Raw genomic sequence first — 24,119 nt, forward strand, 5'->3', positions numbered from 1 at the left:
CACATATTGCAACCACTGTTTTCTTTCCACCAGACAAAAGAATGAGGGAAACGAGGCATGAAGAGACAGAAACGAGATCGCCTGGAAAGGGCTCATCAACGTGGTTATCAGGCTGGCATCGCCGGACGTTCTAAAGAAATGTGTCCCTATCAGGCCCTGAATCAAAGGTCCCAATGGCTAGGGGGCTGGCGAGAAGCCATCGGAGACAGGGCAGTACTTGCTTGATACCGTCTCTTTAAAAAGAAACCTCCGCAATGCGGAGGTTTCGCCTTTCTGGAAGGGGCTAAAAGCTGTTATCAGAAAGCGGAGGTATCCTGGAACAGACCCACTTTCAGGTCGTTCGCGGTATAGATCAGACGACCATCAACCAACACTTCACCGTCCGCCAGGCCCATAATCAGACGGCGGTTAACGATGCGTTTGAAATGGATACGGTAGGTGACTTTCTTCGCGGTAGGCAGAACCTGACCGGTGAATTTCACTTCGCCTACGCCCAGCGCACGGCCTTTGCCTTCACCGCCAAGCCAGCCCAGATAGAAGCCAACGAGCTGCCACATGGCATCGAGGCCCAGGCAGCCAGGCATTACCGGATCGCCAATAAAGTGGCAACCGAAGAACCACAGGTCCGGGTTGATATCGAGTTCTGCTTCTACGTAACCCTTATCAAAGTTGCCGCCGGTTTCGGTCATTTTCACGACACGGTCCATCATCAGCATATTTGGGGCTGGTAACTGCGGGCCTTTCGCGCCAAACAGTTCACCGCGACCAGAGGCAAGAAGGTCTTCTTTAGTATAGGATTCGCGTTTATCTACCATGTTCTCAGTAAGCCTTATTTTAGTGAAGGACGCAGGATAGCTAACACGTGTACGCTGAACAAGTCCGATCAGTTCGCACTAAACCAACTTAACCAGCGTAACGGCCACGGATAACGATGACGAGCATCCTGCTGTGTCGCCTGAGCTATACGTTCCTGAATGGTCTGCATCAGGGTTGTCTGGCCTTCGCCGTCCCAGACCAGGTTTGTCAGTAAGGGTAGTGCATCCTCAACCCCTTCGATGGCCCAGACAGTGAATTGTTCCTGCTCTACCGCATCCAGAATCGCCTGGCTCAGGCTCAAATGGCGAGCGTTAGGTGCCGGAATTATCACGCCCTGTTTGCCGTTTAAACCGCGCTGCTGGCAGATTGCGAAGAAGCCTTCGATTTTCTCATTCAGTCCGCCCACCGGTTGGGCACGGCCAAACTGATCCACGGACCCGGTAATCGCAATATTCTGGTTAATCGGCACGTCTGCAAGCGCGCTGATCACGGCGCACAGCTCTGCCATTGAGGCGCTGTCACCGTCGACTTCACTGTAGGACTGCTCAAAGGTCAACGAGGCAGAGAAGGGGATCTGCTGCTCGAGCTGAAGTTCAGACATCAGGAATGCCTGCATGATCATCATGCCTTTGGCATGAATGTTTCCGCCCAGTTCGGCCTTGCGTTCGATATCGGTAAATTCGCCGTCACCAATGTGTACGACACAGCTGATACGGGAAGGCTCACCAAAGGCGCGTGGGTGCCCGGGGAACTCGATGACGGACAAGGCATTGATTTGCCCGATACGTTCGCCTTCGGTCTCCACCAGAATCTGTTCAAGCAGAATTTCATCCTGCATACGGTCAGCCAGATAGCCTTCGCGCCATTCACGCTGGGCCAGCATCTGGCTCAGTTGCTCACCGTTGAACGTACCGTTGCCGCTGATAACGCCCACTTCACGCAGCTGTTTGCCGATCCAGAGCGGACAGAGCGGCAGGGTTTCCTGATCGCCGGTGTAGCGTACGGCCTCTCGGATTAAGCCCGGCCACGCATCCTCGGCAGGTGAGGGCAGCGCGAAACGTTCCGCCACGGCCATAACCCACTGACACCACTGCGCCATGTCATCGGCATCTGCAATCTGAATATTGTCTTCAAATTCGCTGTAAACCGCCTGCTCCGCGAGTTCTAGCTCCATTTCCTGGAAGTCAGCCAGGGATTCACGGTCACCCGTCAGCACGACGGTCAGCGACAGTGGCATAGACGGAATGGAAACAGGCAGAGGACGTGACTCGTCGAAGCCTACCCAGTCAAAACGTTGCTGCGTCACCACCGTTTTCAGGCGCATCCACAGCAGCGGCTGCGCAAGCAGTGTGCGAAGGGAGATGAGCAATACGCCGCCATTCGCGCGGTGTACCAGCCCGGGTTGCAGTGAAACATCGCCATTGAACTGACGAAGGCAGCCGAACAACTGTTCTGCTTCCACCCAGTTGGCGGTGATCACCTCGCCTTTTGCAGCGAACAATCCATCTGCCTGCGTGGCAGGTTCGAATGTCACGTCGCGACCGGCAATATGATACTGACCACCAAAAACGGCATTCGTTTGTGGCTGCAACTGGCGCATGGCATCACCGAGAAGCGTCAGATACTCGGCTTCTTCCGGGGCTTTGAGCAGCATGAAAGGAGATGTAGCCCATGGGGATGACATCTGCTCCAGCGCGTAATGCAAACGCGGTTGTGTCTCGCTAAGTATGAATTTGTGTTCTTTTGTGAGGTCTGGCTGTGCAAACAGCTCCTGATAGCTCTCGGTATCCGGAACCAGGTCACGCCATGCAAGTTTCGTAATGGTCAAAGTTGATGTTTTTTAGTCAGAAGTAAAACCGTGGAGTATACCGTAAGCGGCGCACTCTGCCCAATCAGGATTCGGGTTTTCGTCATGCGGATCGCCTGCGACGTTTCACAGGATATGATTTCTTTTCAGCAGATTGCCAAAAAACTGATATTCTGAACAGAGTTACACGGTAACACTGAGATCGCAATGAAATATCAACAACTGGAAAACCTCGAAAGCGGCTGGAAATGGAAGTACCTGGTCAAAAAGCACCGTGAAGGGGAGCTGATCACCTGCTACATCGAAGCCAGCGCGGCACAAGAAGCTGTGGATATGTTGCTGACCCTCGAAAACGAACCGGTACAGGTCAACGGCTGGATTGAGAAACACATTAATCCGGCCTTGTTAAACCGGATGAAGCAAACTATCCGTGCTCGTCGTAAACGGCATTTCAATGCCGAGCATCAGCACACCCGTAAGAAATCCATCGACCTGGAATTCATGGTCTGGCAGCGTCTGGCCGGGCTTGCGCAACGGCGCGGGAAAACACTGTCGGAAACGGTGGTGCAGCTGATTGAAGATGCCGAGCACAAAGAGAAGTATGCCAGCCAGATGTCGACGTTGAAAAACGATCTACAGGCACTGTTAGGTAAAAAATAAGCTTTTTACTTTTCTTCAGATAATAAAAAACCCCGCATGGCGGGGTTTTTTTATAAGACGATAACTTATGCCGCAGGCTGAGTTACAACGTCTTTGATACCTTTAACTTCGATCTCTACGCGACGATCTGGTGCCAGGCAGTCGATCAGTGCAGCGCGTGGTTTCACGTTGTCACAGGTAGAACCGGTAACTGGGTTAGATTCGCCCATACCACGTGGGGAGATCTTGTTAGCTGGGATACCTTTAGATACCAGGTAATCAACTACAGACTGAGCACGTTTCTCAGACAGACCCTGGTTGTAAGCGTCAGAACCGATACGGTCGGTGAAGCCCAGAACCACTACAGAACCGTCTTTAGGATCCAGGTTGCTCAGCTGGGTGTACAGCTGATCCAGTGCCTGCTGACCTTCTGGTTTCAGGGTAGCTTTGTTGAAGTTGAACAGAACGTCAGACTTCAGAGTGAAGTGCTTGGTCTGTACTTCTGGCGCTGGAGCCGGAGCTGGAGCTACGACTGGCGCATCTTCCTGCTGACCGAAACGGTAAGAAACACCAACGCTCAGCATGCCGTTGTCTGGACGAACGCCAACGGTAGCACCGTCACCGATGTTGTTAACCCACTGGTATTCCAGACGGGTAGCGATGTCACGGGTCATTGCCCACTCAACGCCACCAGCGAATACTGGGGAAACACCAGTGTCGTGGTCGTCACCAGCGATGCTGTTGCTGGAGTCTGCACGCCATACCATGCCGCCCAGACGGGTGTACACGTCCAGATCGTCAGTTACTGGGTAACCCAGTTTAGCGGTCAGCTGTACGCCTTGAGCTTTGAAAGCGCCATTTACGTTGTCGCCTTTGTAAGGCATACGACCTAACCAGTCGTAACCCATTTCAAAGCCAACATACGGGTTAACCTGATAGCCACCGAACGCACCTGCACCCAGCTGGCTCTCGTGAGTAGGGCCATCGTTGTTCAGGCTGCTGTTGTACCAACCGGTGTCATGGAACTGAGACCAGCCCAGTTTACCACCTGCATACCAGGTATTATCTTTCGGAGCGGCCTGCGCTACGGTAGCGAAGCCAGCCAGTGCCACTGCAATCGCGATAGCTGTCTTTTTCATTTTTTGCGCCTCGTTATCATCCAAAATTTGCCATGAATATCTCCATCGGAGGAATCACGGTTAAATCCTTCACCGGGGGGCGTGGTCAAATATAAACCTACCGATATCTTCGGCTTAGGCCGAGCACCCCTGGCGATGTAAAGTCTACAACGTAGCTGAAAACTTACAAGTGTGAAGTCCGTCAGGCATATGAAAAAAAAAGTTCCGTATACCTAATATTTAACAATTTTTGAACGAATTTTGTGCAGTAAAATTAACGAGAACCGCGTCAGACAAGCCTTGCCGCAGTTTTGGCGCGTTGAACTTTTTTTGCATACTGCGGTCGAAAAAAATTCCAGGAAAACTCTTAAAATGACTCAATGGTACACATTTGAGTGAATTTTTAGCCCGGGATGTTGTCCTCTGCGATAGGAATCTCCACGAACTGGCCGCATGATGAAACCCATCGCGTTACCTTCTTCAGCCGCTTCAGTCAGACGCAAATGTTCCTCTTGCGACAGATCCTCAGGCAACCACCCAATCACGACGCTATAGTTCCCGGTACGTAATGCCCGGACCATCGACTCGACCGTATCGCAAGGGGAGAGTTGATTAATCTGCATCACCTTCGCTAACGGCAGCCCAGCCGACTGAACCCATTCGCGACTTAATTTTTGCTGTGGCGTCAGCCAGAGCTGCCAGCGAGACTGTTGCCCGAGCTGCTGCAAAAGCGGCAGGAGTAAGAGTTGTGTCAACAGCGGCTGGTCTTCACGGTAAACCACTTCACTGATAAGCCCTGTCGATTCACGCCCGATAGAATTCTGCGCAGCATTGCCTGCGGCAGAAGTAGAAGGTGTTAAGTGATTTGCATAGCCTGAAGTGTACATATTCATTCCAGCCCTGTAGTTACTGTATGGATATACAGTAACCCCTGTATGCATAAAGATCAACCTCATTTTCGGAAAGCGACTCGCAAATTTCATCCATTCCTGGTGAACCTGAAAAAATCATCTTGCCCAACGGCAATAAGTTGCCTATTTTCCTGCTAACGGATCCGTTAGTAAGAAATATCGTGGTTACTGTATGATTTTTAATGGAATTATCATGAAAAAGATATCTTATGATCGGATTTATCAATCTCAAGAATACCTCTCTCCGCTGGGCGAAATTCATCATCGCGCCCTGTTTGGCGGTTATACCCTGGCCGTGGATGAAGCGGTGTTCGCGATGGTGTCTGACGGTGAGCTTTACCTTCGCGCCTGTGAGCAAAGTGCAAAATACTGTGTAAAAAACGCGTCCTCTTTTCTGACCCTGATGAAACGAGGACGTCCTGTGCTGCTTAATTACTACCGTGTGGATGAAGGTCTGTGGCAAAACAGGGAAAAACTGCTTCAGCTCTCCTCGTTTGCGCTCGATGCCGCCAGGAAAGAGCGCTACCAGCGCCATCAGCGTAACCGGCTTAAAGATCTGCCGAACCTGACCTTTCAGATTGAGGTCCTGCTTATGGAGGCGGGCATTACTAATGAAGAGACGCTACGACAGTTGGGGGCGAAGACGAGCTGGCTGAAAATGCGCTCTAAGAATAAAGCGCTGAGTATCCGGGTATTGTTCGCGCTTGAAGGCGCGATTGAAGGGTTACATGAAGCGGCACTCCCGGCGGATATTCGCCGGGAGCTTACGGAGTGGTTTAATGCGCTGCCTGAGTCGCAGGGCCATCATTCCGCCAGGTAGCGATCTGCTGTCGCAGCCGACAAATTTCCGGCAGCAAAGCGATAAGCAGGCCAATTTGCTGAAGGACCAGCGGAGCTTTGTTGTCGGTGCCTGGATCAAGGTGTGCGATACGTTGCACCAGTTCATCCAGTGCCTGGTGAACCCGTGGCTCATCCGCAGGTTGATGATGAAGCGCATCATCAACGTAGCAAACGGCATCGTCCAGCAGTGCCAGGATGCCCGGATTCGTCAGTTTCTCTCGGTGGGCGCCAAGGGTAGAGATATAGCTGGTGAACGTGTGGTTCAGACACAGCAGGCGGAAGGCTGTCTCCCTGATTTCTGCCGTGGCGCGCGGCTCAGTTGACATATTCGAGACAACGGAAGCCAGCTCTGCGTCAGTGTTATGCGCATCGCGACGGGCAATCCGATAGGCCAGACGGTTATCGCGACCTTGATGGTACTGCTCAAGAATAGCGTCCAGATAGCGGCAGTTGGCGTTCATTGCTCTGTCGGACACGCGCGGTATATTTCGGAAACGCCAGTCCGGCCAGATAAAGCTCACCGCCGCCCAGGCGATGGCGCAGCCGATAAGCGTGTCGATCACGCGGGGGAGGGCCACTTCAAAGCCTTCACCCAGCAGATTGAAGCAGAGCAGAACCAGCAGCGTGATGAACATTGTGGCGTGAGCGTACTGCACATTGCGGAAGGCGAAGAACAGTACCCCGGTAATCACAATCAGGATCAGTTGCCCTTCTACTGAGGGCACAAAATAGAGCACCGGCAGCCCGATGGCGACCCCGACTAATGTCCCGACAATACGCAGCGCGAGTCGATGGCGGGTAGCGTTATAGTTCGGCTGGCAGACGAACAGGCTGGTCAGCAGGATCCAGTAGCCGTGGTGCAATCCTGTTATCTGGATAAACGCGTAGCCGACGCACAGTACCAACGACATCCTTACCGCATGGCGAAAGAGGGCGGATTCCGGCGTAAAATGACGGCTCAGGCGCAGCCATATATCGCTGAAACCGTTGAGACTGTCGTCGGCAAGCTGGTTGTCAGCGTCATTGCCCGGCATCGCCATCGCCTGTTCAGACTCAATGGTGGCGAGCTGAGCATCGATGGCTCTCAGGTTGTTGAGCAGGAATCCCAGGGCTTTGAACTGTTCCGGCGAAGTTCCACTGGCCTGAACGCGATCGAGCGCCGCATCCAGGTGGCTGAATGCGCGTTCAAAGCGAGGATCGTGCTGATAGGGCGTGCGCAGCAGTATTGAGCGCGCAAGTTGCTGGCAGGCCTGAGACTGCATCGACAGCAGACGCTGGAAACGGAACATCACGTCGCTGTAGCGGAATTTCTCGCGCAGGTCAGCGTACTGTACATGCGAGGAGCTGGCGCGCTCGTGAATATCCTGGGCAACAAAGTAGTAGTGCAGGGTGCGCCGGGTACCGCGCTGACCGCGATCGCCGCGCAGACGGGTGAGCAGAGACGCTTTGGTCTGATTCAGCGTGGCGACCAGTTGGCCATTTGCCAGCGCCAGATCGTACAGGGGCGCCTGGCTGTCCTCTTCGATATCCGGATCGAACAGCCGGGATTTCAGCTCAAGATAGTGGGCCAGCCGTTCGTAACTGCGGGCAATGTTGTCCTGTAAGGCACGAACCGGAAAAATAAGATGCCCGGTTAAGGTCAGCAGGTTATACCAGATAGCGCCCAATAGCAGCAGGACCGGTTGCTGATACCACTGATCGTAAAGAGAGACGCCCAGCATGGTGTAAATGGCAATCAGCAGGGCGCCAAACGCGATAGTGGCGTAGCGTTGCCCGAGGCCGCCGAGCAAAATGAAGCCGCTGGTGGACACCGTCAGCCCTAAGGCAAACAGCCAGGGCCACGGGAAAAGCAGCTCAACGGAGGCGGAAGCAATAAAGAAGCAGACCAGCGTGATGACCAGATTACGCAAACGACCGGCCAGGCGGTCGTCGAGATCTGCCAGCGCGCCGGCCACCACCCCAAGCGTGAGGGGGATGGTGAGCTTCACATCATTCAGCCACCACGGCAGAGCGACGGTGCCGCAGAGGGCGATAAATATCCTGACGTTATACAGCCAGTTACTGTTCCATGTATAGCGACGAAGCAGGGGGCTTAGCATGAGAGCGGCCAGTCCTTATTACTGAAAACGACGACGGGCATTAGCTTCACGCGCGGCTTGCGCCACTTCGACCGGAACCACTCGGCGTCCTACCGGCCACAGGGCGATGGTGGCAATTTTGAAATTTGCGAGGCCAACCGGAATGCCAATAATCGTAATGCACTGGGCGATACCGGCGAAGATATGCATCAGACACAGCCACCAGCCAAAGAAGATTAGCCATAAAATATTCAGCAGCGTGCCGCCGGTATTCATCAGGGCATTTTTTCTTTCCGGCTCCAGTTCATCCACGTGCACGGCTTCATTTCCATAAGGAACGAGGGACAGTTTGGTGATTTCCCAGCAGGAGCGCGTCAGCGGAAGGGTGAAGATAAGCACGATGCTCACCAGGGTGGCAAAAAGCCAGGAAAAGGTGGTGGCAAAACCGCCAAGGACAAAATTCAACACATTCAGAACGGTACGCATAAACCCTCATTTCCTTCGATATGATTAACGCCCGGTAATTGTAACGTTTTTTTGGGCTGGAGCACCTTAAAACTGGCAGTTAAACTGTCTGACAAATTATGACCTCGTGGATCCGGCAGGATATGGAACTGAAAGCAACTTCAATGGGCAAACGCCTGGCGCAGCACCCTTACGACAAGGTTGTGCTTCTTAATGCGGGAGTGAAAGTCTCCGGTGAACGCCACGAATACCTTATTCCGTTTAATCAGCTACTGGCCATTCACTGTAAACGAGGGCTGGTATGGGGGGAGCTGGAGTTCGTTCTGCCGGCAGAGAAAGTGGTGCGACTCCACGGGACCGAGTGGGCGGAAACCCAACGCTTCCACCATCATCTGAACATGCGCTGGCACCAGTGGAGCCAGGAGATGAGCGTGATTGCCGCACAGGTGCTGCATCAGGTGCTGGACGATATCGCGCTAAGCAATACGCAGCAGAAGTGGCTGACGCGCCAGCAAACCGCCGGGCTTCAGCAAAAAATCACCCAGGCGCTGACGGCATTGCCTTTACCGGTGGCGCGGCTTGAGGAATTTGATAACTGTCGCGATGCGTGGCGGAAGTGTCAGGCCTGGCTTAGCGATATCGAGAAAAGCCGTCTGGCGCATAACCAGGCCTGGACTGAGGCGATGCTTACGCAATATGCCGATTTCTTCAGTACGGTGGAATCATCGCCTCTCAATCCTGCCCAGGCGCGCGCAGTAGTGAATGGCGAGCACTCTTTACTGGTGCTGGCAGGCGCAGGGAGCGGCAAAACGTCGGTGCTGGTGGCGCGCGCGGGCTGGCTTCTGACAACGGGCGAGGCAGTTGCCGACCAGATTTTGCTGCTGGCTTTTGGTCGCAAGGCGGCGCAGGAGATGGATGAGCGCATTCAGGCGCGTTTGCATACCCAGGATATCTCGGCGCGCACGTTCCACTCCCTCGCTTTACACATCATTCAACAGGGCAGCAAAAAAGTCCCTGTTGTCAGCAAGCTGGAGAATGATGCTCAGGCTCGCCAGGCGCTGTTTATCAAGGCATGGCGTCAGCAGTGCAGTGAAAAAAAGGCGCAGGCGAAAGGTTGGCGTCAGTGGCTTGAAGAGGAACTCAACTGGGAGGTGCCGGAGGGCAGCTTCTGGCAGGATGAAAAGCTGGCGCGCCGGCTGGGCTCTCGTCTCGACCGGTGGGTAAGCCTGATGCGCATGCACGGCGGCTCTCAGGCGGAGATGATAGAAAGCGCACCGGAAGCGATCCGCGCCGTGTTTTCTAAGCGGGTTAAACTGATGGCGCCGATGCTGAAAGCGTGGAAAACCGCGCTGAAAGACGAAAACGCGGTCGATTTTTCCGGGCTAATCCATCAGGCCATTATCATTCTGGAGAAAGGGCGCTTCGTCAGCCCGTGGAAACACATTCTGGTGGATGAGTTTCAGGATATTTCGCCGCAGCGCGCTGCGCTGCTTTCGGCGCTGCGGGCGCAGAATAAACACACGTCGCTGTTTGCCGTGGGCGATGACTGGCAGGCTATCTACCGCTTCAGCGGGGCGCAACTTTCCCTCACGACGGCCTTCCATCACTATTTTGGGGAAGGCGATCGCAGCGATCTGGACACCACCTACCGCTTCAACTCGCGGATTGGTGAAATTGCCAACCGTTTTATTCAGCAGAACCCACATCAGCTGTCGAAGCCGCTTAACAGCCTGACGTCGGGGGATAAAAAGGCCGTCACGCTGCTGGCAGACGATCAGCTGGAACCGCTGGTGGATAAACTGAGCGGCTATGCGAAACCGGATGAACGGATTCTGGTCCTGGCGCGTTATCACCACCTCAAGCCGACGGCGCTGGAAAAAGCGGCAACGCGCTGGCCAAAACTACAGCTCGATTTTATGACCATTCACGCCAGTAAAGGGCAGCAGGCCGACTACGTAATTGTGGTGGGGCTGAAAGAGGGGAGCGACGGTTTCCCGGCACCGGCGCGGGAATCCGTGATGGAAGAGGCGTTATTGCCTGTTCCGGAAGATTTCCCGGATGCAGAGGAGCGGCGCTTACTGTACGTGGCGATAACCCGCGCGCGCCATCGCGTGTGGCTCTTGTTCAACAAAGAGGAGCCGTCGGTGTTTGTCGATATTTTGAAAAGTATTGACGTGCCGGTGGCGAGAAAGCCGTAACGCGCCGGGCAAATTCTGTAGGCCCGGTAAGCGCAGCGCCACCGGGCAAAAAACTACTTCAGTCTCTCCGCAAGATAACGCTGATAATCCGGGATCAAAATCTCCACCGGATCGTTAAACTGCGGCGATTCAATGATGAAATCTGCCGTTGAAAGATTGGTGGCTACCGGAATGTTCCATACCGTCGCCAGACGCAGCAGCGCTTTAACGTCCGGATCATGCGGAACCGCGTTCAGCGGATCCCAGAAGAATATCAGAACGTCAATTTTACCTTCCGAAATCTGAGCGCCGACCTGCTGGTCACCCCCCATCGGGCCGCTCAGCATGGCATTCACTTCCAGACCGGTTTCGCGGTGGATCAGGTTGCCGGTTGTTCCCGTGGCAGAAAGGGCATGATGCTGTAAAAGAGGCTGATGGCGACGAACCCAGTTAAGCAGCATTTGTTTACAGTGATCGTGCGCAACCAGAGCAATGTGCTTGCGCGCCGGAAGTGTGCGTGTTGTCAGTTCCATAATCTTATCCGTGAGGTTACCTCGCTACACGATGACGGGAACTGACTGATGCTGCAAGAGAAAGGACGAAAAAATGTGGCTTACGACGAAGGTTGTCGTTTCGCCCATTGCAGAAAACGGGCGCGCGTGTCCGGATCGGCATTCTGGAACCAGAATTTGAGGCGTTGCTCAGTAAGGGTCTGCGACTGAGGAGGGAGTACATCCAGCTCCGATACGCCCGAAAGCAGGGTACTGTCATCCGCCATCATGGTGGCGAACTGGGGCAGGGAGGCGCGCCTGCTGGCTCTGTTATAGATCTCCGTGTCCGCTTCGTAATCTGTTCCTTTTGGCCTTTTTGTCAGCGCCAGGATATCCAGCTTTACCGGGATGGGCATAGAATCCCCGTCCACCAGCTCAATGCGCGGTGAGGCATCAAATGCCAGTGACTCTTTTTCTGTCTCAAGGTGCGGGAGACGAAAATTGACCTGGCTGATGCGTTGGGTATTAAAGCTGACCACCAGCGGAGGCGAAATGTACACCTGCTGTTCGTTGTCGGCGAGGCGAATCGTCTTTTCAACCCGAAAAACCACCTGATGCGGGCCATTATCAAGCTCGATGCTGTCTGCGCCCCGCAGCAGGGAGCTGGAGACTTTTTTTCCGTCCAGCACCAGCAGGTCAATGTCGGTTGAGAGTCTGAGGGTGGTTGCGAAAACACAAACCGGCATGATTAATGCAACCACAGCCCAGGCAATGCCGGTTTTCATAGCAGACTCCTGTAGACAAACTACCTGGTAAGAATGTATCAAAATTTTTCGATAAACACGTTTACTAACATATAGACATATTTTGCCGTTTTGCCCTCATACTTCTGTATGGGATGCGTGGTTGAGATGTCCGCTTTGACGTACACTTTGAGAAAAACCAGGAGGAACAGCATGAAAGAGAACGACATTGTCGAGATTCTGACGTCCACGCGCACTATCGCGCTGGTCGGCGCCAGCGATAAACCGGATCGCCCAAGCTATCGGGTCATGAAATACCTTCTGGACCAGGGATATCACGTGATCCCGGTCTCGCCGAAGGTGGCGGGGAAAACGCTGCTGGGTCAGCAGGGCTATGCGACGCTCGCGGACGTGCCGGAAAAGGTGGATATGGTGGACGTTTTCCGTAATTCAGAGGCGGCCTGGGGCGTGGCGCAGGAAGCGATCGCCATTGGCGCGAAAACGCTGTGGATGCAGCTGGGCGTGATTAATGAGCAGGCGGCCGTGCTGGCACGCGATGCCGGGCTGAAGGTGGTGATGGATCGCTGTCCGGCAATCGACATCCCCCGTCTGGGGCTGGCAAAATAAAAAAAGCCCGCTTGACGGGCTTTTTTACACCTTTAGTTACGCAGTCTTGGCGCCTGTAACTGTTTGCGGATGGTCTGAGCAAGCTCGTCCATAGTGGGTTGTTCCGGATGCTCATCCTGTAGTTCACCACTCAGCTGCGCTTCGGCAAGATAGGTATGGACAGGCTGACCATCGTCGCCCTCCATAACCACATGATACCAGGGCGCGGCGCGAAGCTCTGCGTCAACGGCCAGATCGTCTGCTGACGGTTCATCAAGGGAATACTCCGGGTCGATATCCACGACCACACCCAAATATCCAAGCAAGGTGTGGCGGACCTGCTGGCCGATACCGAATTTGCTGGCAATCATAGTCACCTCCCGGGAAACATTACATACACACTATGTGCGGGCAATATTTCTCTTTTCAAGTTACATGACGCGACAGGCAAACCCTTTCAGATACAGCCCTTCCGGGTAGGTAGCGATCACCGGGTGATCGGCGGCCTGACGGAACTGCTCTATAAATTGTACATCACGACCCGCATCTATTGCGGCATCGGCGATGATTTTTTGGAATAAATCTGTCGTCATCAGGCCAGAGCAGGAGAACGTCAGCAGCACGCCACCCGGGTTCAGCAGCTGGATCGCCAGCATGTTGATGTCTTTATAGCCACGGCAGGCGCCCATCAGCTGGCTTTTATTTTCTACGAACTTCGGCGGGTCCATCACGATAACGTCAAATTTCTCGCCCTGGTCGCGGTATTTACGCAGCAGTTTGAACACGTCGTCGCGCACAAACTCCGCTTTGCTCAGATCCAGCTTGTTCAGCTCAACGTTCTGTTTCGCCACATCCAGCGCTTCCTGTGAGGTGTCGACGCTCACAACCTGGGCACAGCCGCCCATCAGGGCAGAGACCGCAAAGCCGCCGGTATAGGAGAAGCAGTTCAGCACGCGCTTATCGGCAACGTACTGGCGCGTTGCCAGACGGCTGTCACGCTGGTCGAGATAATAACCGGTCTTATGGCCGCCCTGGATGTCCACCAGCAGCTTCATGCCGTGCTCCTCGATAGGCAGCAGGGCAGGCGGCAGTTCGCCGGTGACCGGGCCCTGCGTCAGCTCCATGCCCTCTTTTTTACGTACCGCCACGTCGCTGCGGTCGTAAATGGCACATTCCGGGAACAGGGTTTGCAGGGCGCTAATTAGCGCGGCACGCTGGTATTCCGCCCCGGCGCTCAGCAGCTGCAACACCAGGAAATTGCCGAAGCGGTCAATGGTCACGCCCGGCAGCCCGTCGGATTCACCGGCAATCAGACGATAGCTGTCCAGCCCGTCACGCTTTGCCAGCCACTCGCGCCACTGCTGCGCCTGTTGCAGACGACGGACAAAGAAGTCGATATCGATGGCTTCTTCTTTATCGAACGTCCAGACGCGCGCGCGGATCTGAGATGCAGGCGAGTATGCGCCGCGTGCTAACCATTTCCCCTGATGGTCAACAATATCGATGGTTTCACCGAGGCTGGCTTTACCTTCCATGCGGGCAACCGCGCCGGAAAAGACCCAGGGATGGCGGCGCAGTAATGACTTCTCGCGCCCTTTGGCTAACACTAAACGTACACTCATAATTTGCTATTCTGTCGATTCCAATGAAATGACCGCCATTTTCCCGACTTCAGCGAGGAAATGCAACGCGCCAGTCGGATAAGGAGAAGGATGATGTCAAATGTATGCACCATTGCCTGGGTCCATGGCCTTGTACAGGGCGTCGGATTCCGCTACAGCACCCAGCGCGAAGCCCTTCAGCTCGGACTGACGGGGTATGCGCGTAACATGGATGATGGCAGCGTGGAGGTTGTGGCCTGCGGTGAGGCGGATCGGGTAGAGAAGCTGGTGGCGTGGCTGAAAGCGGGCGGACCGCGCAGCGCGCGGGTTGATAAGGTGCTAACGGAACCGCATCAACCCGGCCGGGAATACGCTGACTTCAGTATTCGCTATTAAATGCATTTTACCGGCTTTGGCAGGCCGGCAATTTTTGTCGCCTGTTTAGCCGGGCCTTTCGGAAACAGGCGATACAGATAACGGCTGTTGCCTTTCTCTTCGCCAAATTTATTCGCCATGGCTTTGACCAGCATGCGGATAGCCGGAGAGGTGTTGAATTCGAGGTAGAATTCGCGCACAAAGCGCACCACTTCCCAGTGTTCCGGGGAGAGGGTAATTCCTTCGTTTTCCGCAATTTTCTCCGCCAGCGCTTCGCTCCACTGGCTGCTCTCTTTCAGATAACCATCGTTATCGGTTTCGATCTCTTTGCCTTCAAAACTCAACATATTCATTCACGCGTTAGTCAAAAACCGCCTCAGTCTACCAAAAAAACAAAGCCCCGCATAAGCGGGGCTTTGTTCACAGCACGGTGAGTTAATCGCGGCTGGCGAAGCCCAGGATACTCAGCAGGCTGACAAAAATATTGTACAGCGACACATACAGGCTCACGGTGGCGCGGATATAGTTCGTCTCACCGCCGTGAATGATGTTGCTGGTTTCATACAGGATTGCGCCGGATGAAATCAGGATAAACACCGCGCTGATTGCCAGATGCAGAGCAGGCAGTTGCAGGAAGATGTTCGCCAGCATACCGACCAGCACAATCACGATACCCGCCATCAGCATACCGCCGAGGAAGGACATGTCCTTACGGGTGGTCAGCACGTAGGCCGAGCAGCAGAAGAACACCAGCGCGGTACCGCCCAGCGCCATACCAATCACGTCGCCCATTCCGGCAGACAGATAGGCGTTCAGGATTGGCCCCAGGATGTAGCCCAGGAAGCCGGTGAAGGCGAAAGCGGAGAGAATACCCACCGGTTTATCCGCGGTTTTATAGGTCAGGAACATCAGACCATACATACCCACCAGCGTCAGGATCAGGCCCGGAGAAGGCAGCATCAGTACGGTGCTGGCCGTCGCGGTGATCGCCGAAAACGCCAGCGTCAGGCTGAGCATGAAATAGGTATTGCGCAGCACCTTATGGGTGCTGAGTAGCGATGTGCGGTCGCGTGAAGAAGTAATTATACGATCCATGAGTCACTCTCTTATGACAGATGTAATTAGCGCAAAGAATAGGAAACGGCGCGGCAGACGCAAAGTGGTTTTACCCATCTTTACTCAGCCCCTTAGGGATTATGCTGGTTTTTTATTCTGGTAAAGCCTTTGTACTCAGAATGAAGTGCGGTATGCAAGGCGTATTCAGATCAACCTCTTATAGGTCACTGAAAAATATTGCGTTATTTCCCTAAGGCCGCTAAGAGTTATTTCCGGATCGTCATAAAAACAGACAATAAGGCGAAGGAAATGAAACCACAAACACGCATGCACTTTACGCTCTCTTTGTTAACCGCAGGGGTCCTGTGCGCCAGCACGGCAACCTGGGCGGCTAACGTGCCAGCAGGAACCCAGCTGGCAGATAAGCAGGAACTGGTCAGGAACAACGGCAGTGAACCCGCCTCGCTCGACCCGCATAAAGTCGAAAGCGATGTCGAATTCAATATTATCAGCGATTTATTCGACGGGCTGGTCAGCGTCTCTCCGGCAGGTGAAATTCAGCCGCGCCTGGCGGAGAAATGGGAAAATAAAGATAACACCGTCTGGACTTTCCATCTGCGCCCGGGCATAACCTGGAGCGATGGCACCCCCATCACCGCGGAAGATGTCGTCTGGAGCTGGCAGCGACTGGTCGACCCGAAAACCGTCTCTCCGTATGCCAGCTATCCCGGCAGTATGCGTATCGTCAACGGCACTGATATCGCAGAAGGCAAAAAAGCACCCGAGTCGCTGGGCGTGAAAGCCATCAATGACACCACGCTGGAAGTTACGCTCACCCAGCCAAATGCTGCTTTCCTGGCGATGCTGGCTCACCCGTCTCTGGTGCCGATAGATAAAGTCCTGGTAGGTCGTTTCGGTGATAAATGGACCAAACCGGAGCACTTCGTCAGCAGCGGGGCCTATAAACTGTCACAGTGGGTGGTGAACGAACGCATTGTGGCGGTGCGAAACCCGAAATACTGGGATAACGCACATACTGTCATCAACAAGGTGACCTATCTGCCCATTTCCTCTGAAGCCGCTGATGTCAACCGTTACAAAGCGGGCGAAATCGACATCGCCTACACGGTGCCGATCAACCAGTTTGCTCAGCTGAAGAAAACGCTGGGGAGCGAGCTGGATGTATCGCCGCAGCTTGCCACCTATTATTACGAATTCAACACCACCCGGCCGCCGTTCAGCGACGCCCGCGTGCGTAAGGCGCTGAATCTGGCGCTGGATAAAGATATTATCGCCGGGAAAGTTTTAGGGCAGGGGCAACGCCCGGCATGGCTCATCAGCCAGCCGGATATTGGCGGCGTCAAGTTACAGAACCCTGATTACGCCAGCTGGCCGATGGATAAACGCATTGCCGAGGCGAAAAAACTGCTGGCCGAAGCCGGATTTAACGACAGCCATCCGCTCAGCTTTAATCTCCTTTATAACACCTCGGAATCGCACCAGCGTATTGCGATTGCCGCCAGCTCGATGTGGAAGAAGAACCTCGGCGTAGAGGCGAAGCTGCAAAACCAGGAGTGGAAAACCATGCTTGATACCATGCACACCCATAACTTTGACGCGGTGCGCTACGCCTGGATTGCTGATTACGATGACGCCGCAACCTTCCTGAATAACTTCCGTACCGGTGACAGCCAAAACACCACTCAGTACAGCAATCCGGAATACGATCTGGCTCTGGTGAATGCGGCGAAGGCGAAAACGGCGGAGGAGCGCGGAAAGTTCTACCAGCAGGCAGAAGATCTGCTGGGGCGCGATGTGCCGGCGATCCCTGTCTATCACTACGTGCGCACGCACCTGGTGAAACCGTGGGTAGGGGGCTTCACGCCGGATAAGCTTGGCTACTACTACACCAAAGATATGTACATCAAAAAGCACTAACGATCCGCGGTGGATATTATGCTGGTAAAACGGCCAATCTGTTGTCTATTCAACCGATTAAACGCATTTTGGCTATTTTTAAAGCGAACGAATGCGCGCACCCTTTACAGCGCGCGGTGAGGTGTTTATAGTTCGCCTCACTTAGGAAGCGTGGCCGAGCGGTTGAAGGCACCGGTCTTGAAAACCGGCGACCCGAAAGGGTTCTAGAGTTCGAATCTCTACGCTTCCGCCAAATTCAAAACCCCTGCGATAGCAATATCGCAGGGGTTTTTGCTTTTGTTCTGGCTCTCCGCCATGTTACCCATGTTATAGCTTATCGTGATCCCGGCGTCGGCCTTACAGACCTGAGCTTTTACGCACCAGGTATCCGCGATGTTCGAGGGCGTCAGCACCGCTTCGGGCGCACCCGTGGCTGCGATCTGCCCGGCTTTCAGGAGGATCAGACGCTGGCAATAATTGGCCGCAAGATTGAGATCGTGCAGTGCAACCACCACCGTAAGCGGCAGCTGTGAAACGAGCCGCATCAGCTCCAGCTGGTGCTGAATGTCCAGGTGGTTTGTCGGTTCATCGAGCAACAGCACCTGCGGCTGCTGGGCCAGCGCGCGGGCTATCTGGCTTCGCTGGCGCTCTCCGCCAGACAAAGAGTGCCATCGCCGCTGGCGTAAGCTGCATAACTGCATCAGGCCAATCGCCTGTTCAACCGCAGCCTCATCGTCGCGCGTGGTTCTCTGGAATGTTTTCCGGTAGGGCGTACGCCCCAGCCTGACAATATCCTCAACGGTCAGTTCCCCGTCGACCTCAGCATGTTGCGGGACAAACGCCATGTGCTGCGCCCGTATTTTCAGCGGCATCAAGCCAAGCGTTGTGCCATTAAGCGCAACACGTTCGCTGTGTCGTGGAAACAGCCCGGCGAGGCAGCGCAGCAGCGTCGACTTGCCTGAGCCGTTTGGCCCTAACAGGCCGACAATCTGCCCGGATGGCAGGTCGAGATCGATATCCTTAAGCACCGTCTGCGCCTGTCGGGTTACGGTTAACCCGGCCACTGTAATATTCATGGATGCTCCTTTCGATTTTGATAAAGCAACGCCACAAAGACGGGGGCGCCCACCAGCGCAGTCACCACCCCGATGGGCAGAACCTGGTGCACGATCAGCGTGCGTGAGACGATATCGGCAAGGATCATAAAGTGGGCGCCGATGAGAAACGTCAGCGGGATCGAGCGGCGATGGCCCGGCCCGCATAGCATGCGCGTCACATGGGGAATGACCAGCCCGACAAAACCCACTGCGCCTGTGGTGCTCACCAACGTGGCGGTGACAACGGCACAGGTCAGCAATAAGACAATACGCACGGCGGTAACCGGGATCCCCAGCGTGGTGGAGACCTCATCCCCGAAGGTGAAGGTGTCCAGCGCCCGGGAAAAGAGCAATACCACCAGTAAACCCGCAAGCGTAACGGCCAGCGCCAGCAGCGCGTCAGGCCAGCGCACGCCGCTCAGACTCCCCATCAGCCAGAACATGACGCTACGGGACTGCTCGGCATTGGCGGACGTGCTGACGACGTACGCGGTCATGGCGTTGAAGAGCTGGGTGCCCGCAATACCGGCCAGCAAAATGCGCGACGGGCTTTCACTCATCCCGTTTGTAATCACCATGATGAGCGCAAAGGCGGCGCAGGAGCCGACAAACGCACCGCTGCTCACGCCAATCACGCTTCCCCCCATGCCGAGAAGCATCACGCAGACGGCCCCCAGCGAGGCGCCCGCGGAAATCCCCAACAGATAAGGCTCAGCCAGAGGGTTACGCAGGATCGACTGTAACACCAGCCCGCACAGCGCCAGGCCACCGCCGCTGCACGCGGCCATCACTGCCCGGCTCATGCGATATTGCCAGACGATACCCTCCTCCGTTTGTGGCAACGCATAAGAGGTCAAACCCAGTCCGTTGAGGATCGCTTTCCCGGTACTGGCATACGACACCGGCATATCACCGATACTGGCGGCAAAAACCAGCATTAGCGGCAGCGCCATGACGCCTGCTGCCAGTAAACCTTGCTGGCGGCGGTCAAAAGCGAAATGACTCATTGTTCATCCCGGAAAGAAGCCAGCCGCTCGCTGATAAGCTCAACCGCATCGACGTTACGTAATGAAGGGTTTAACGACATCGCCGGCACCACAATAATGTGGTTGTTCCTGACCGCAGGCATGTTCTTCGTCACCGGGTCATTACGCAAGAATGCTTTTTTTACCTCAACGTCATCGGCAGGGTAAAGCCTGCGGGACATCCCGGCGATAACAATCACGTCCGGCTGCGACTGGGCAATATGTTCCCAGGTTACAGCCGGCCATTCGTCATGAGAGTCAATAATGTTCTTCAACCCCAGAGTGCGGCTGATCCAGCCAGGCGCGCCGTAATTCCCCGCCACCCAGGGATCGCCATTCAGACGGCTACTTGAGAACCAGAATACGACGCGAAGCGGTTTCGCTGAGACGCGCGCCTGGGCCTTTTTGATACGTTCCGTCAGCGTATGATTAAGCTGCTCACCTCGCGCGGAAACATCAAATATCGTCGCCAGCTCTGTCACTTCCCGTGTGATTTCGGCCAGCGAAAACGGCGCGCTGCGTGCTCCGTCTGCGTTTGACTTTTCCGTCACCGCTTTATCCGTGCAGTCGGCAGGAGAGATCCACGTATTAATCCCCAGCGAGGCAAACTGCTCACGGTTTCCCACTTCTCCCTGCGGACCAATGTGCCAGTGATACTGCGCGAGAACGAGCTCAGGTTTCTGTCCCACCACGGCTTCAAAGGAGGGGGAATTATCTGCAAGCCGGGGGATATTTTTCCCGGCATCTGCCAGCGGATCCGGGAGCTTGCCGAACCAGACCGACGTTGCGGCGATCTTTTTCTCCAGCCCCAGTGCGAGCAGTAATTCTGTTTCATGCTGTCCCACGGTCACGACGCGCTGAGGAGCCTGCGCAAAGGTCTGCTTTACGCCGCAATTTTCAATCGTGAGGGGCCAGGAGGTTGCTGAGAAAGCGGCAGGCGCCGTGGAGAGCAATAAAGCCAGAAATAACCCTTTTTTAAGTAACATAGAACATAATCCCAAATTGTTATGTTATAACATAATACATATATTGTGATTGAGAGCAACACGCTCACCGTCGCTTGTTGCAGAAACGAAAGGCTGGACTATTCTCAACATACCCACCTGGCATTCGCGGGTTGCCTGAAAAACAACAAGATTTCTGATCTGGGGTAGTGAGGATGAAAAAGATCCTGCTCGCGTTTGCGTTCTGTTTTGCCTCCCTGAGCGCCTTCTCATCGTATGCCGCTGAGCCCCGCCAGGCGCCTTCTGAGCAGGAGCGCGCCCGGACGGTCTATATCTTTCATCAGCCGATCGTCATGCTTCAGGCGAAATTTGGCCTGACCACGCCGGAGGAGCGCGTTTTACGCATCCGCAACACCCTGCGCAATTTTACCGAGGCGGACGTGCGTGAGCCGCTCACTATCGTCCCCGTGACCCGCTATAACCAGCAGGGGCGGCTGATCGTGATGAACGGTAAGCCCGTGATGCTGCTGACGGAAGGGGATTTGGACGAAGGGGACGATCTCACCCTCGATCAGGCCGCGCAGCACGTGCTGGCGCGCATGGAAGCGCAGAGAATGGCGCTGCGCGATCAATACGATACCGGCTGGCTGGCGCTGTCGACGGTAAAAGCTGCCGCTGGCCTGCTGGCGCTTTTGCTGCTCTGCTATGGCGCCTGGCGATCCTGGCGCTGGTTTCGACGCGTCTACCGTCTGCGTATTGTGGAGAATCGCAGCCGGGTGCCGCAAAGCTGGCGGCGGTACATTGGCGCCATTGAGATTCGGCTTTACGCCTTGCTGATGTTCCTGCTGGGTTTGATTGGCTTTTACGTCTGGCTGAGCTGGGCATTTAGTCTGTTTCCGTGGACGCGGGTGTGGGGCACGTCGCTGGGAGACTGGTCGCTTCGCGTGGTGCAGCAAATTGCCCTGGCGATTGTCTCGGCTTTGCCGGGGCTGACGATTGTTCTGATCATTTTCCTCATTACCGCTTTTATTCTGAAGCTGCTGAGGATGGTGCTGAATCAGGTGGAGGCTGGTCGTCTGCAACTTCCCGGCGTACATCCGGAAACCGTGGGGGCAACCCGTAAGCTCATTTCCGTCGCCGTCTGGCTATTTGCTCTCTCCGCTGCCTGGCCGTTTCTCCCCGGCGCAAACTCACTGGCGTTTAAAGGTATTAGCGTCTTCTTCGGCCTGATGTTAACGCTGGGTTCGGCAGGGGTGATGAACCATGCCATGAGCGGTCTGGTCCTGATTTACTCCCGCGCACTGCGTAAAGGCGATGTCATTCGGGTGGCGGATAACGAAGGTAAGGTCAGTGAAATAGGCATGCTGGCGACCAAAATTATTACCCGGGAAAATTATGTCGTTACCGTGCCCAATGCGGTGGTGGTGAGCGGTAAGATCACCAACCTTAGCGCGCTACAGCCTGATGGCAGCCTCAATCTGACGGTCAGCGTCACTATCGGTTATGACACCCCATGGCGTCAGGTGCATGCCATGCTGGAGCTGGCCGCGAAACGGGCAAAAGGGATTGATCTTTCCGAGCCGCCGCTGGTGCGCCAGTTAGGGTTGATGGACTGGTATATCGCCTACGAGTTGCAGGTTCGTCTGCTGCCCGACCAGTCCCTCGCGGTTGCCCGCAATGAGCTGCATAGCCAGATACAGGATGTATTTAACGAATTTAACGTGCAGATCATGTCTCCGAATTTTGTTATGCAGCCAGAGGGCAGCGTAATGGTTGCCAAAGAGAACTGGTATACCGCGCCCGCCAAACCCCCTCAGGGCGAAACCTGAGGCCCCGGTTTTCCCAAGGTAAGCCAAAAGATCACAGTTTCTGATCGACAATCGCCGATTTTATACGGGTCATCGCCAGAATGTTTTTTGAACGCATATTCAATTTCTCGAGGATCCTCACGCGGTAGGTGCTGGTCGTTTTTTGTGACAGTTGCAGCTTTTTCGCGATTTCATGATTTTCCATATGGAAAAGCTTTAGCACGTCATATTCGCGTCGGGTAAAGGAGTGTGTCCTGAGCGCCCGATAAAAACGCATCAGCTGCTGAAAAGGGTGAGCAGTAAAATGCATCGACGAATAGATAATATTATCAATTCTCACCGCGCTGTTGGCTTCTATCTCATGCATCAGGACTATGTAATCACGCTTGACTTTTTTGACCTGCTGAATGGTTTTATTGCGTAACTTATCCTGTTCAATCGCAATGATAAAATCCAGCTCGGGATCGACCTCATAAAGATGGTGAATATCCTCCTCATCGCGAATCAAATGGGTAGATGTCAGTGAGCTTGAGACACCGTGGCAAAGGTAATAGTTATCGCTGATAAAAATAAAATTCATAATTAATAGGCAGGGTTTTAGATAAAATTCATTAAAAATCTAAGAGGCTTAATCTGTAGTATTTTCTGCCATACAGCGGCGAGGTCGACGACCCCGGCCATCGACAGCAGAACCAGAATAATCAGCAGCGTAGATAGCGTTATCGCAAACATAAAACGCGTAATTTTTTTCTGCATTTTTTGCTGATGCGTTACCCGCTGGTCCTCTTTTTCATACTCGACCATGGTGGTAATAGCCTGGCCCTGCACGTAGTACACCTTACCCTCTTCGCTGAGATCGCCCGTGATCACGAGCGACTCAAGTAAGAGCGCGATTTTTCTGCTAAACGACTCATTTTTGATATGTTTATACCAAAGTGTGCCGTAAAGCATGGCGATCACTTCCCGCTGGGTGAAACCAGACGAAACGCGCGAAGGGCGCTGGTTGACGTAGTCGGTCACCAGCAGCCTGAGCAAGTTGTAACGGTCCCGGCTGATGGTTTCTGAATCAGATTTCAGGCCAGAAATACAGCGCCCTTTCAGACGAGCAAGGGCCGTTTTTAAGGTGATGATTTTCGTATAATGGTCAAAGGCAAACGGGATAATGCCTTTGTAAGCCTGAAACCCATTGCGCTTATAGTGAATGATTTCAGCCTGCATTTCGCTGATATCTTCCACGCTCATACTGACATCTTCGCTTTTATGCATCGGGCAGAGCACAACGTTGCTGCTTTCGTGCTTCTTCAGAATATAACGCGTATTGTCGACATCTTTTAAGTACACCAGAAAATAGTCATGCGGGTTGTTTTTTTGCGCACCGTTCTGGATCATCCACGGCAGAAATTTACGCCAGAGAATAAGTCTGTAGTTATCGGTATCGAATAATTTCATGGAAAATCTCTTATCGCAGTGACCTGCGTGAATAGGGTCTTACAAGGGCATATTGAGGTGGCAATGTTGCACGGATAAGCTGCGGTGTATGAAAAAGAGTCTAGATCACAAACTTTCATTCTAATAAGTTTATGTGATGTAAAAATAAATGTTTAC

The 24,119-nt window shown here is 54.1% G+C and carries 25 protein-coding genes and 1 tRNA gene; 9 read left to right on the forward strand and 17 right to left on the reverse strand.

Going from position 1 to position 24,119, the window contains the following annotated elements; genetic code table 11:
• The first annotated feature begins 57 nt into the window (after window positions 1-57).
• Window positions 58-225: a ribosome modulation factor gene (gene rmf / locus ACQG2Q_RS08630; protein ID WP_003858162.1), complete on the forward strand. Its 168-nt coding sequence runs from the start codon at window positions 58-60 to the stop codon at window positions 223-225.
• A gap of 71 nt (window positions 226-296) precedes the next feature.
• On the opposite strand, the gene fabA is transcribed toward rmf, so the two are convergent.
• Together fabA and ACQG2Q_RS08640 are read right to left on the reverse strand one after the other, a co-directional pair.
• Complete coding sequence (fabA, locus tag ACQG2Q_RS08635; protein WP_000227926.1) at window positions 297-815, reverse strand: bifunctional 3-hydroxydecanoyl-ACP dehydratase/trans-2-decenoyl-ACP isomerase; 519 nt, start codon at window positions 813-815, stop codon at window positions 297-299.
• Window positions 816-883: 68 nt separating this feature from the next.
• On the reverse strand, window positions 884-2,644 hold the full coding sequence (locus ACQG2Q_RS08640; protein ID WP_096216935.1) for an AAA family ATPase: 1,761 nt from the start codon (window positions 2,642-2,644) through the stop codon (window positions 884-886).
• A gap of 186 nt (window positions 2,645-2,830) precedes the next feature.
• On the opposite strand from ACQG2Q_RS08640, the gene matP reads away from it, so the two are divergent.
• A complete protein-coding gene (gene matP, locus ACQG2Q_RS08645) occupies window positions 2,831-3,283 on the forward strand; it encodes a macrodomain Ter protein MatP (protein WP_006809347.1) in 453 nt (150 codons plus the stop codon).
• 65 nt (window positions 3,284-3,348) lie between these two features.
• On the opposite strand, the gene ompA is transcribed toward matP, so the two are convergent.
• Together ompA and sulA are read right to left on the reverse strand one after the other, a co-directional pair.
• Window positions 3,349-4,401 (reverse strand): porin OmpA, encoded by a 1,053-nt coding sequence (ompA, locus tag ACQG2Q_RS08650; protein ID WP_017694761.1) that lies wholly within the window; start codon window positions 4,399-4,401, stop codon window positions 3,349-3,351.
• 356 nt (window positions 4,402-4,757) lie between these two features.
• Window positions 4,758-5,267 carry an SOS-induced cell division inhibitor SulA gene (gene sulA / locus ACQG2Q_RS08655; RefSeq protein ID WP_032610196.1) on the reverse strand — a complete coding sequence of 170 codons (510 nt, stop codon included), beginning with the start codon at window positions 5,265-5,267 and terminating at the stop codon, window positions 4,758-4,760.
• A 217-nt stretch (window positions 5,268-5,484) separates the two neighbouring features.
• Here sulA and ACQG2Q_RS08660 point away from each other — a divergent pair, with 217 nt between their 5' ends.
• Entirely contained in the window at window positions 5,485-6,111 is a 627-nt protein-coding gene (locus ACQG2Q_RS08660) for a TfoX/Sxy family DNA transformation protein (protein ID WP_023299743.1), read from the forward strand.
• On the opposite strand, the gene yccS is transcribed toward ACQG2Q_RS08660, so the two are convergent.
• Both yccS and ACQG2Q_RS08670 read right to left on the reverse strand, forming a co-directional pair.
• Window positions 6,068-8,230 carry a YccS family putative transporter gene (yccS, locus tag ACQG2Q_RS08665; protein ID WP_096216997.1) on the reverse strand — a complete coding sequence of 721 codons (2,163 nt, stop codon included), beginning with the start codon at window positions 8,228-8,230 and terminating at the stop codon, window positions 6,068-6,070. The genes ACQG2Q_RS08660 and yccS overlap by 44 nt on opposite strands.
• Window positions 8,231-8,248: 18 nt before the next feature.
• Entirely contained in the window at window positions 8,249-8,695 is a 447-nt protein-coding gene (locus ACQG2Q_RS08670; protein WP_032624518.1) for a YccF domain-containing protein, read from the reverse strand.
• A gap of 122 nt (window positions 8,696-8,817) precedes the next feature.
• Between ACQG2Q_RS08670 and helD the strand changes: the two genes are divergently transcribed.
• Window positions 8,818-10,872 (forward strand): DNA helicase IV, encoded by a 2,055-nt coding sequence (gene helD, locus ACQG2Q_RS08675; RefSeq protein WP_063849358.1) that lies wholly within the window; start codon window positions 8,818-8,820, stop codon window positions 10,870-10,872.
• Between the two features lie 53 nt (window positions 10,873-10,925).
• Here the strand turns inward: helD and mgsA are convergent, their stop codons facing one another.
• A complete protein-coding gene (gene mgsA, locus ACQG2Q_RS08680; protein ID WP_003858146.1) occupies window positions 10,926-11,384 on the reverse strand; it encodes a methylglyoxal synthase in 459 nt (152 codons plus the stop codon).
• Window positions 11,385-11,464: 80 nt separating this feature from the next.
• Window positions 11,465-12,127 (reverse strand): curli synthesis inhibitor, encoded by a 663-nt coding sequence (gene csgI / locus ACQG2Q_RS08685; RefSeq protein ID WP_023305822.1) that lies wholly within the window; start codon window positions 12,125-12,127, stop codon window positions 11,465-11,467.
• 171 nt (window positions 12,128-12,298) lie between these two features.
• Between csgI and ACQG2Q_RS08690 the strand changes: the two genes are divergently transcribed.
• Window positions 12,299-12,712: a CoA-binding protein gene (locus tag ACQG2Q_RS08690; protein ID WP_006809337.1), complete on the forward strand. Its 414-nt coding sequence runs from the start codon at window positions 12,299-12,301 to the stop codon at window positions 12,710-12,712.
• A gap of 32 nt (window positions 12,713-12,744) precedes the next feature.
• Here the strand turns inward: ACQG2Q_RS08690 and hspQ are convergent, their stop codons facing one another.
• Window positions 12,745-13,062, reverse strand: a complete 318-nt coding sequence (hspQ, locus tag ACQG2Q_RS08695) for a heat shock protein HspQ (protein WP_003858136.1) — start codon at window positions 13,060-13,062, stop codon at window positions 12,745-12,747.
• A gap of 60 nt (window positions 13,063-13,122) precedes the next feature.
• Window positions 13,123-14,313, reverse strand: coding sequence for a 23S rRNA (cytosine(1962)-C(5))-methyltransferase RlmI (gene rlmI, locus ACQG2Q_RS08700; protein ID WP_023299749.1), 1,191 nt, complete (start codon window positions 14,311-14,313; stop codon window positions 13,123-13,125).
• Between the two features lie 93 nt (window positions 14,314-14,406).
• On the opposite strand from rlmI, the gene yccX reads away from it, so the two are divergent.
• Entirely contained in the window at window positions 14,407-14,688 is a 282-nt protein-coding gene (gene yccX / locus ACQG2Q_RS08705; protein ID WP_003858131.1) for an acylphosphatase, read from the forward strand.
• On the opposite strand, the gene tusE is transcribed toward yccX, so the two are convergent.
• On the reverse strand, window positions 14,685-15,014 hold the full coding sequence (gene tusE / locus ACQG2Q_RS08710) for a sulfurtransferase TusE (RefSeq protein WP_003858129.1): 330 nt from the start codon (window positions 15,012-15,014) through the stop codon (window positions 14,685-14,687). The genes yccX and tusE overlap by 4 nt on opposite strands.
• Before the next feature lie 88 nt (window positions 15,015-15,102).
• Window positions 15,103-15,762 carry an FtsH protease modulator YccA gene (gene yccA, locus ACQG2Q_RS08715; RefSeq protein ID WP_003858127.1) on the reverse strand — a complete coding sequence of 220 codons (660 nt, stop codon included), beginning with the start codon at window positions 15,760-15,762 and terminating at the stop codon, window positions 15,103-15,105.
• A 270-nt stretch (window positions 15,763-16,032) separates the two neighbouring features.
• On the opposite strand from yccA, the gene ACQG2Q_RS08720 reads away from it, so the two are divergent.
• The gene (locus tag ACQG2Q_RS08720) at window positions 16,033-17,661 is read left to right on the forward strand and encodes an ABC transporter substrate-binding protein (protein ID WP_063152038.1); all 1,629 of its coding nucleotides are present in this window, start codon (window positions 16,033-16,035) and stop codon (window positions 17,659-17,661) included.
• A gap of 144 nt (window positions 17,662-17,805) precedes the next feature.
• Window positions 17,806-17,893, forward strand: a tRNA-Ser gene (locus ACQG2Q_RS08725).
• Here ACQG2Q_RS08725 and ACQG2Q_RS08730 read toward each other — a convergent pair.
• The 3 genes from ACQG2Q_RS08730 to ACQG2Q_RS08740 are packed head-to-tail and all read right to left on the reverse strand — an operon-like array spanning window position 17,880 to window position 20,748.
• A complete protein-coding gene (locus ACQG2Q_RS08730) occupies window positions 17,880-18,716 on the reverse strand; it encodes an ABC transporter ATP-binding protein (RefSeq protein WP_227022515.1) in 837 nt (278 codons plus the stop codon). The genes ACQG2Q_RS08725 and ACQG2Q_RS08730 overlap by 14 nt on opposite strands.
• Window positions 18,713-19,744 carry a FecCD family ABC transporter permease gene (locus tag ACQG2Q_RS08735; protein ID WP_063849357.1) on the reverse strand — a complete coding sequence of 344 codons (1,032 nt, stop codon included), beginning with the start codon at window positions 19,742-19,744 and terminating at the stop codon, window positions 18,713-18,715. Before ACQG2Q_RS08735 ends, ACQG2Q_RS08730 begins: the two co-directional genes overlap by 4 nt.
• A complete protein-coding gene (locus ACQG2Q_RS08740) occupies window positions 19,741-20,748 on the reverse strand; it encodes an ABC transporter substrate-binding protein (protein ID WP_063849356.1) in 1,008 nt (335 codons plus the stop codon). Before ACQG2Q_RS08740 ends, ACQG2Q_RS08735 begins: the two co-directional genes overlap by 4 nt.
• 173 nt (window positions 20,749-20,921) lie before the next feature.
• On the opposite strand from ACQG2Q_RS08740, the gene ACQG2Q_RS08745 reads away from it, so the two are divergent.
• Window positions 20,922-22,535: a mechanosensitive ion channel family protein gene (locus ACQG2Q_RS08745; protein WP_063849355.1), complete on the forward strand. Its 1,614-nt coding sequence runs from the start codon at window positions 20,922-20,924 to the stop codon at window positions 22,533-22,535.
• Window positions 22,536-22,566: 31 nt separating this feature from the next.
• Here ACQG2Q_RS08745 and ACQG2Q_RS08750 read toward each other — a convergent pair whose 3' ends face one another.
• Together ACQG2Q_RS08750 and ACQG2Q_RS08755 are read right to left on the reverse strand one after the other, a co-directional pair.
• Window positions 22,567-23,094, reverse strand: coding sequence for a helix-turn-helix domain-containing protein (locus ACQG2Q_RS08750; RefSeq protein WP_023305829.1), 528 nt, complete (start codon window positions 23,092-23,094; stop codon window positions 22,567-22,569).
• A 17-nt stretch (window positions 23,095-23,111) separates the two neighbouring features.
• On the reverse strand, window positions 23,112-23,963 hold the full coding sequence (locus ACQG2Q_RS08755) for a hypothetical protein (protein WP_080470149.1): 852 nt from the start codon (window positions 23,961-23,963) through the stop codon (window positions 23,112-23,114).
• Window positions 23,964-24,119 lie beyond the last annotated feature (156 nt).

Source organism: Enterobacter cloacae complex sp. 370H10 (assembly GCF_050031535.1).
GTDB classification, from domain to species: domain Bacteria; phylum Pseudomonadota; class Gammaproteobacteria; order Enterobacterales; family Enterobacteriaceae; genus Enterobacter; species Enterobacter intestinihominis.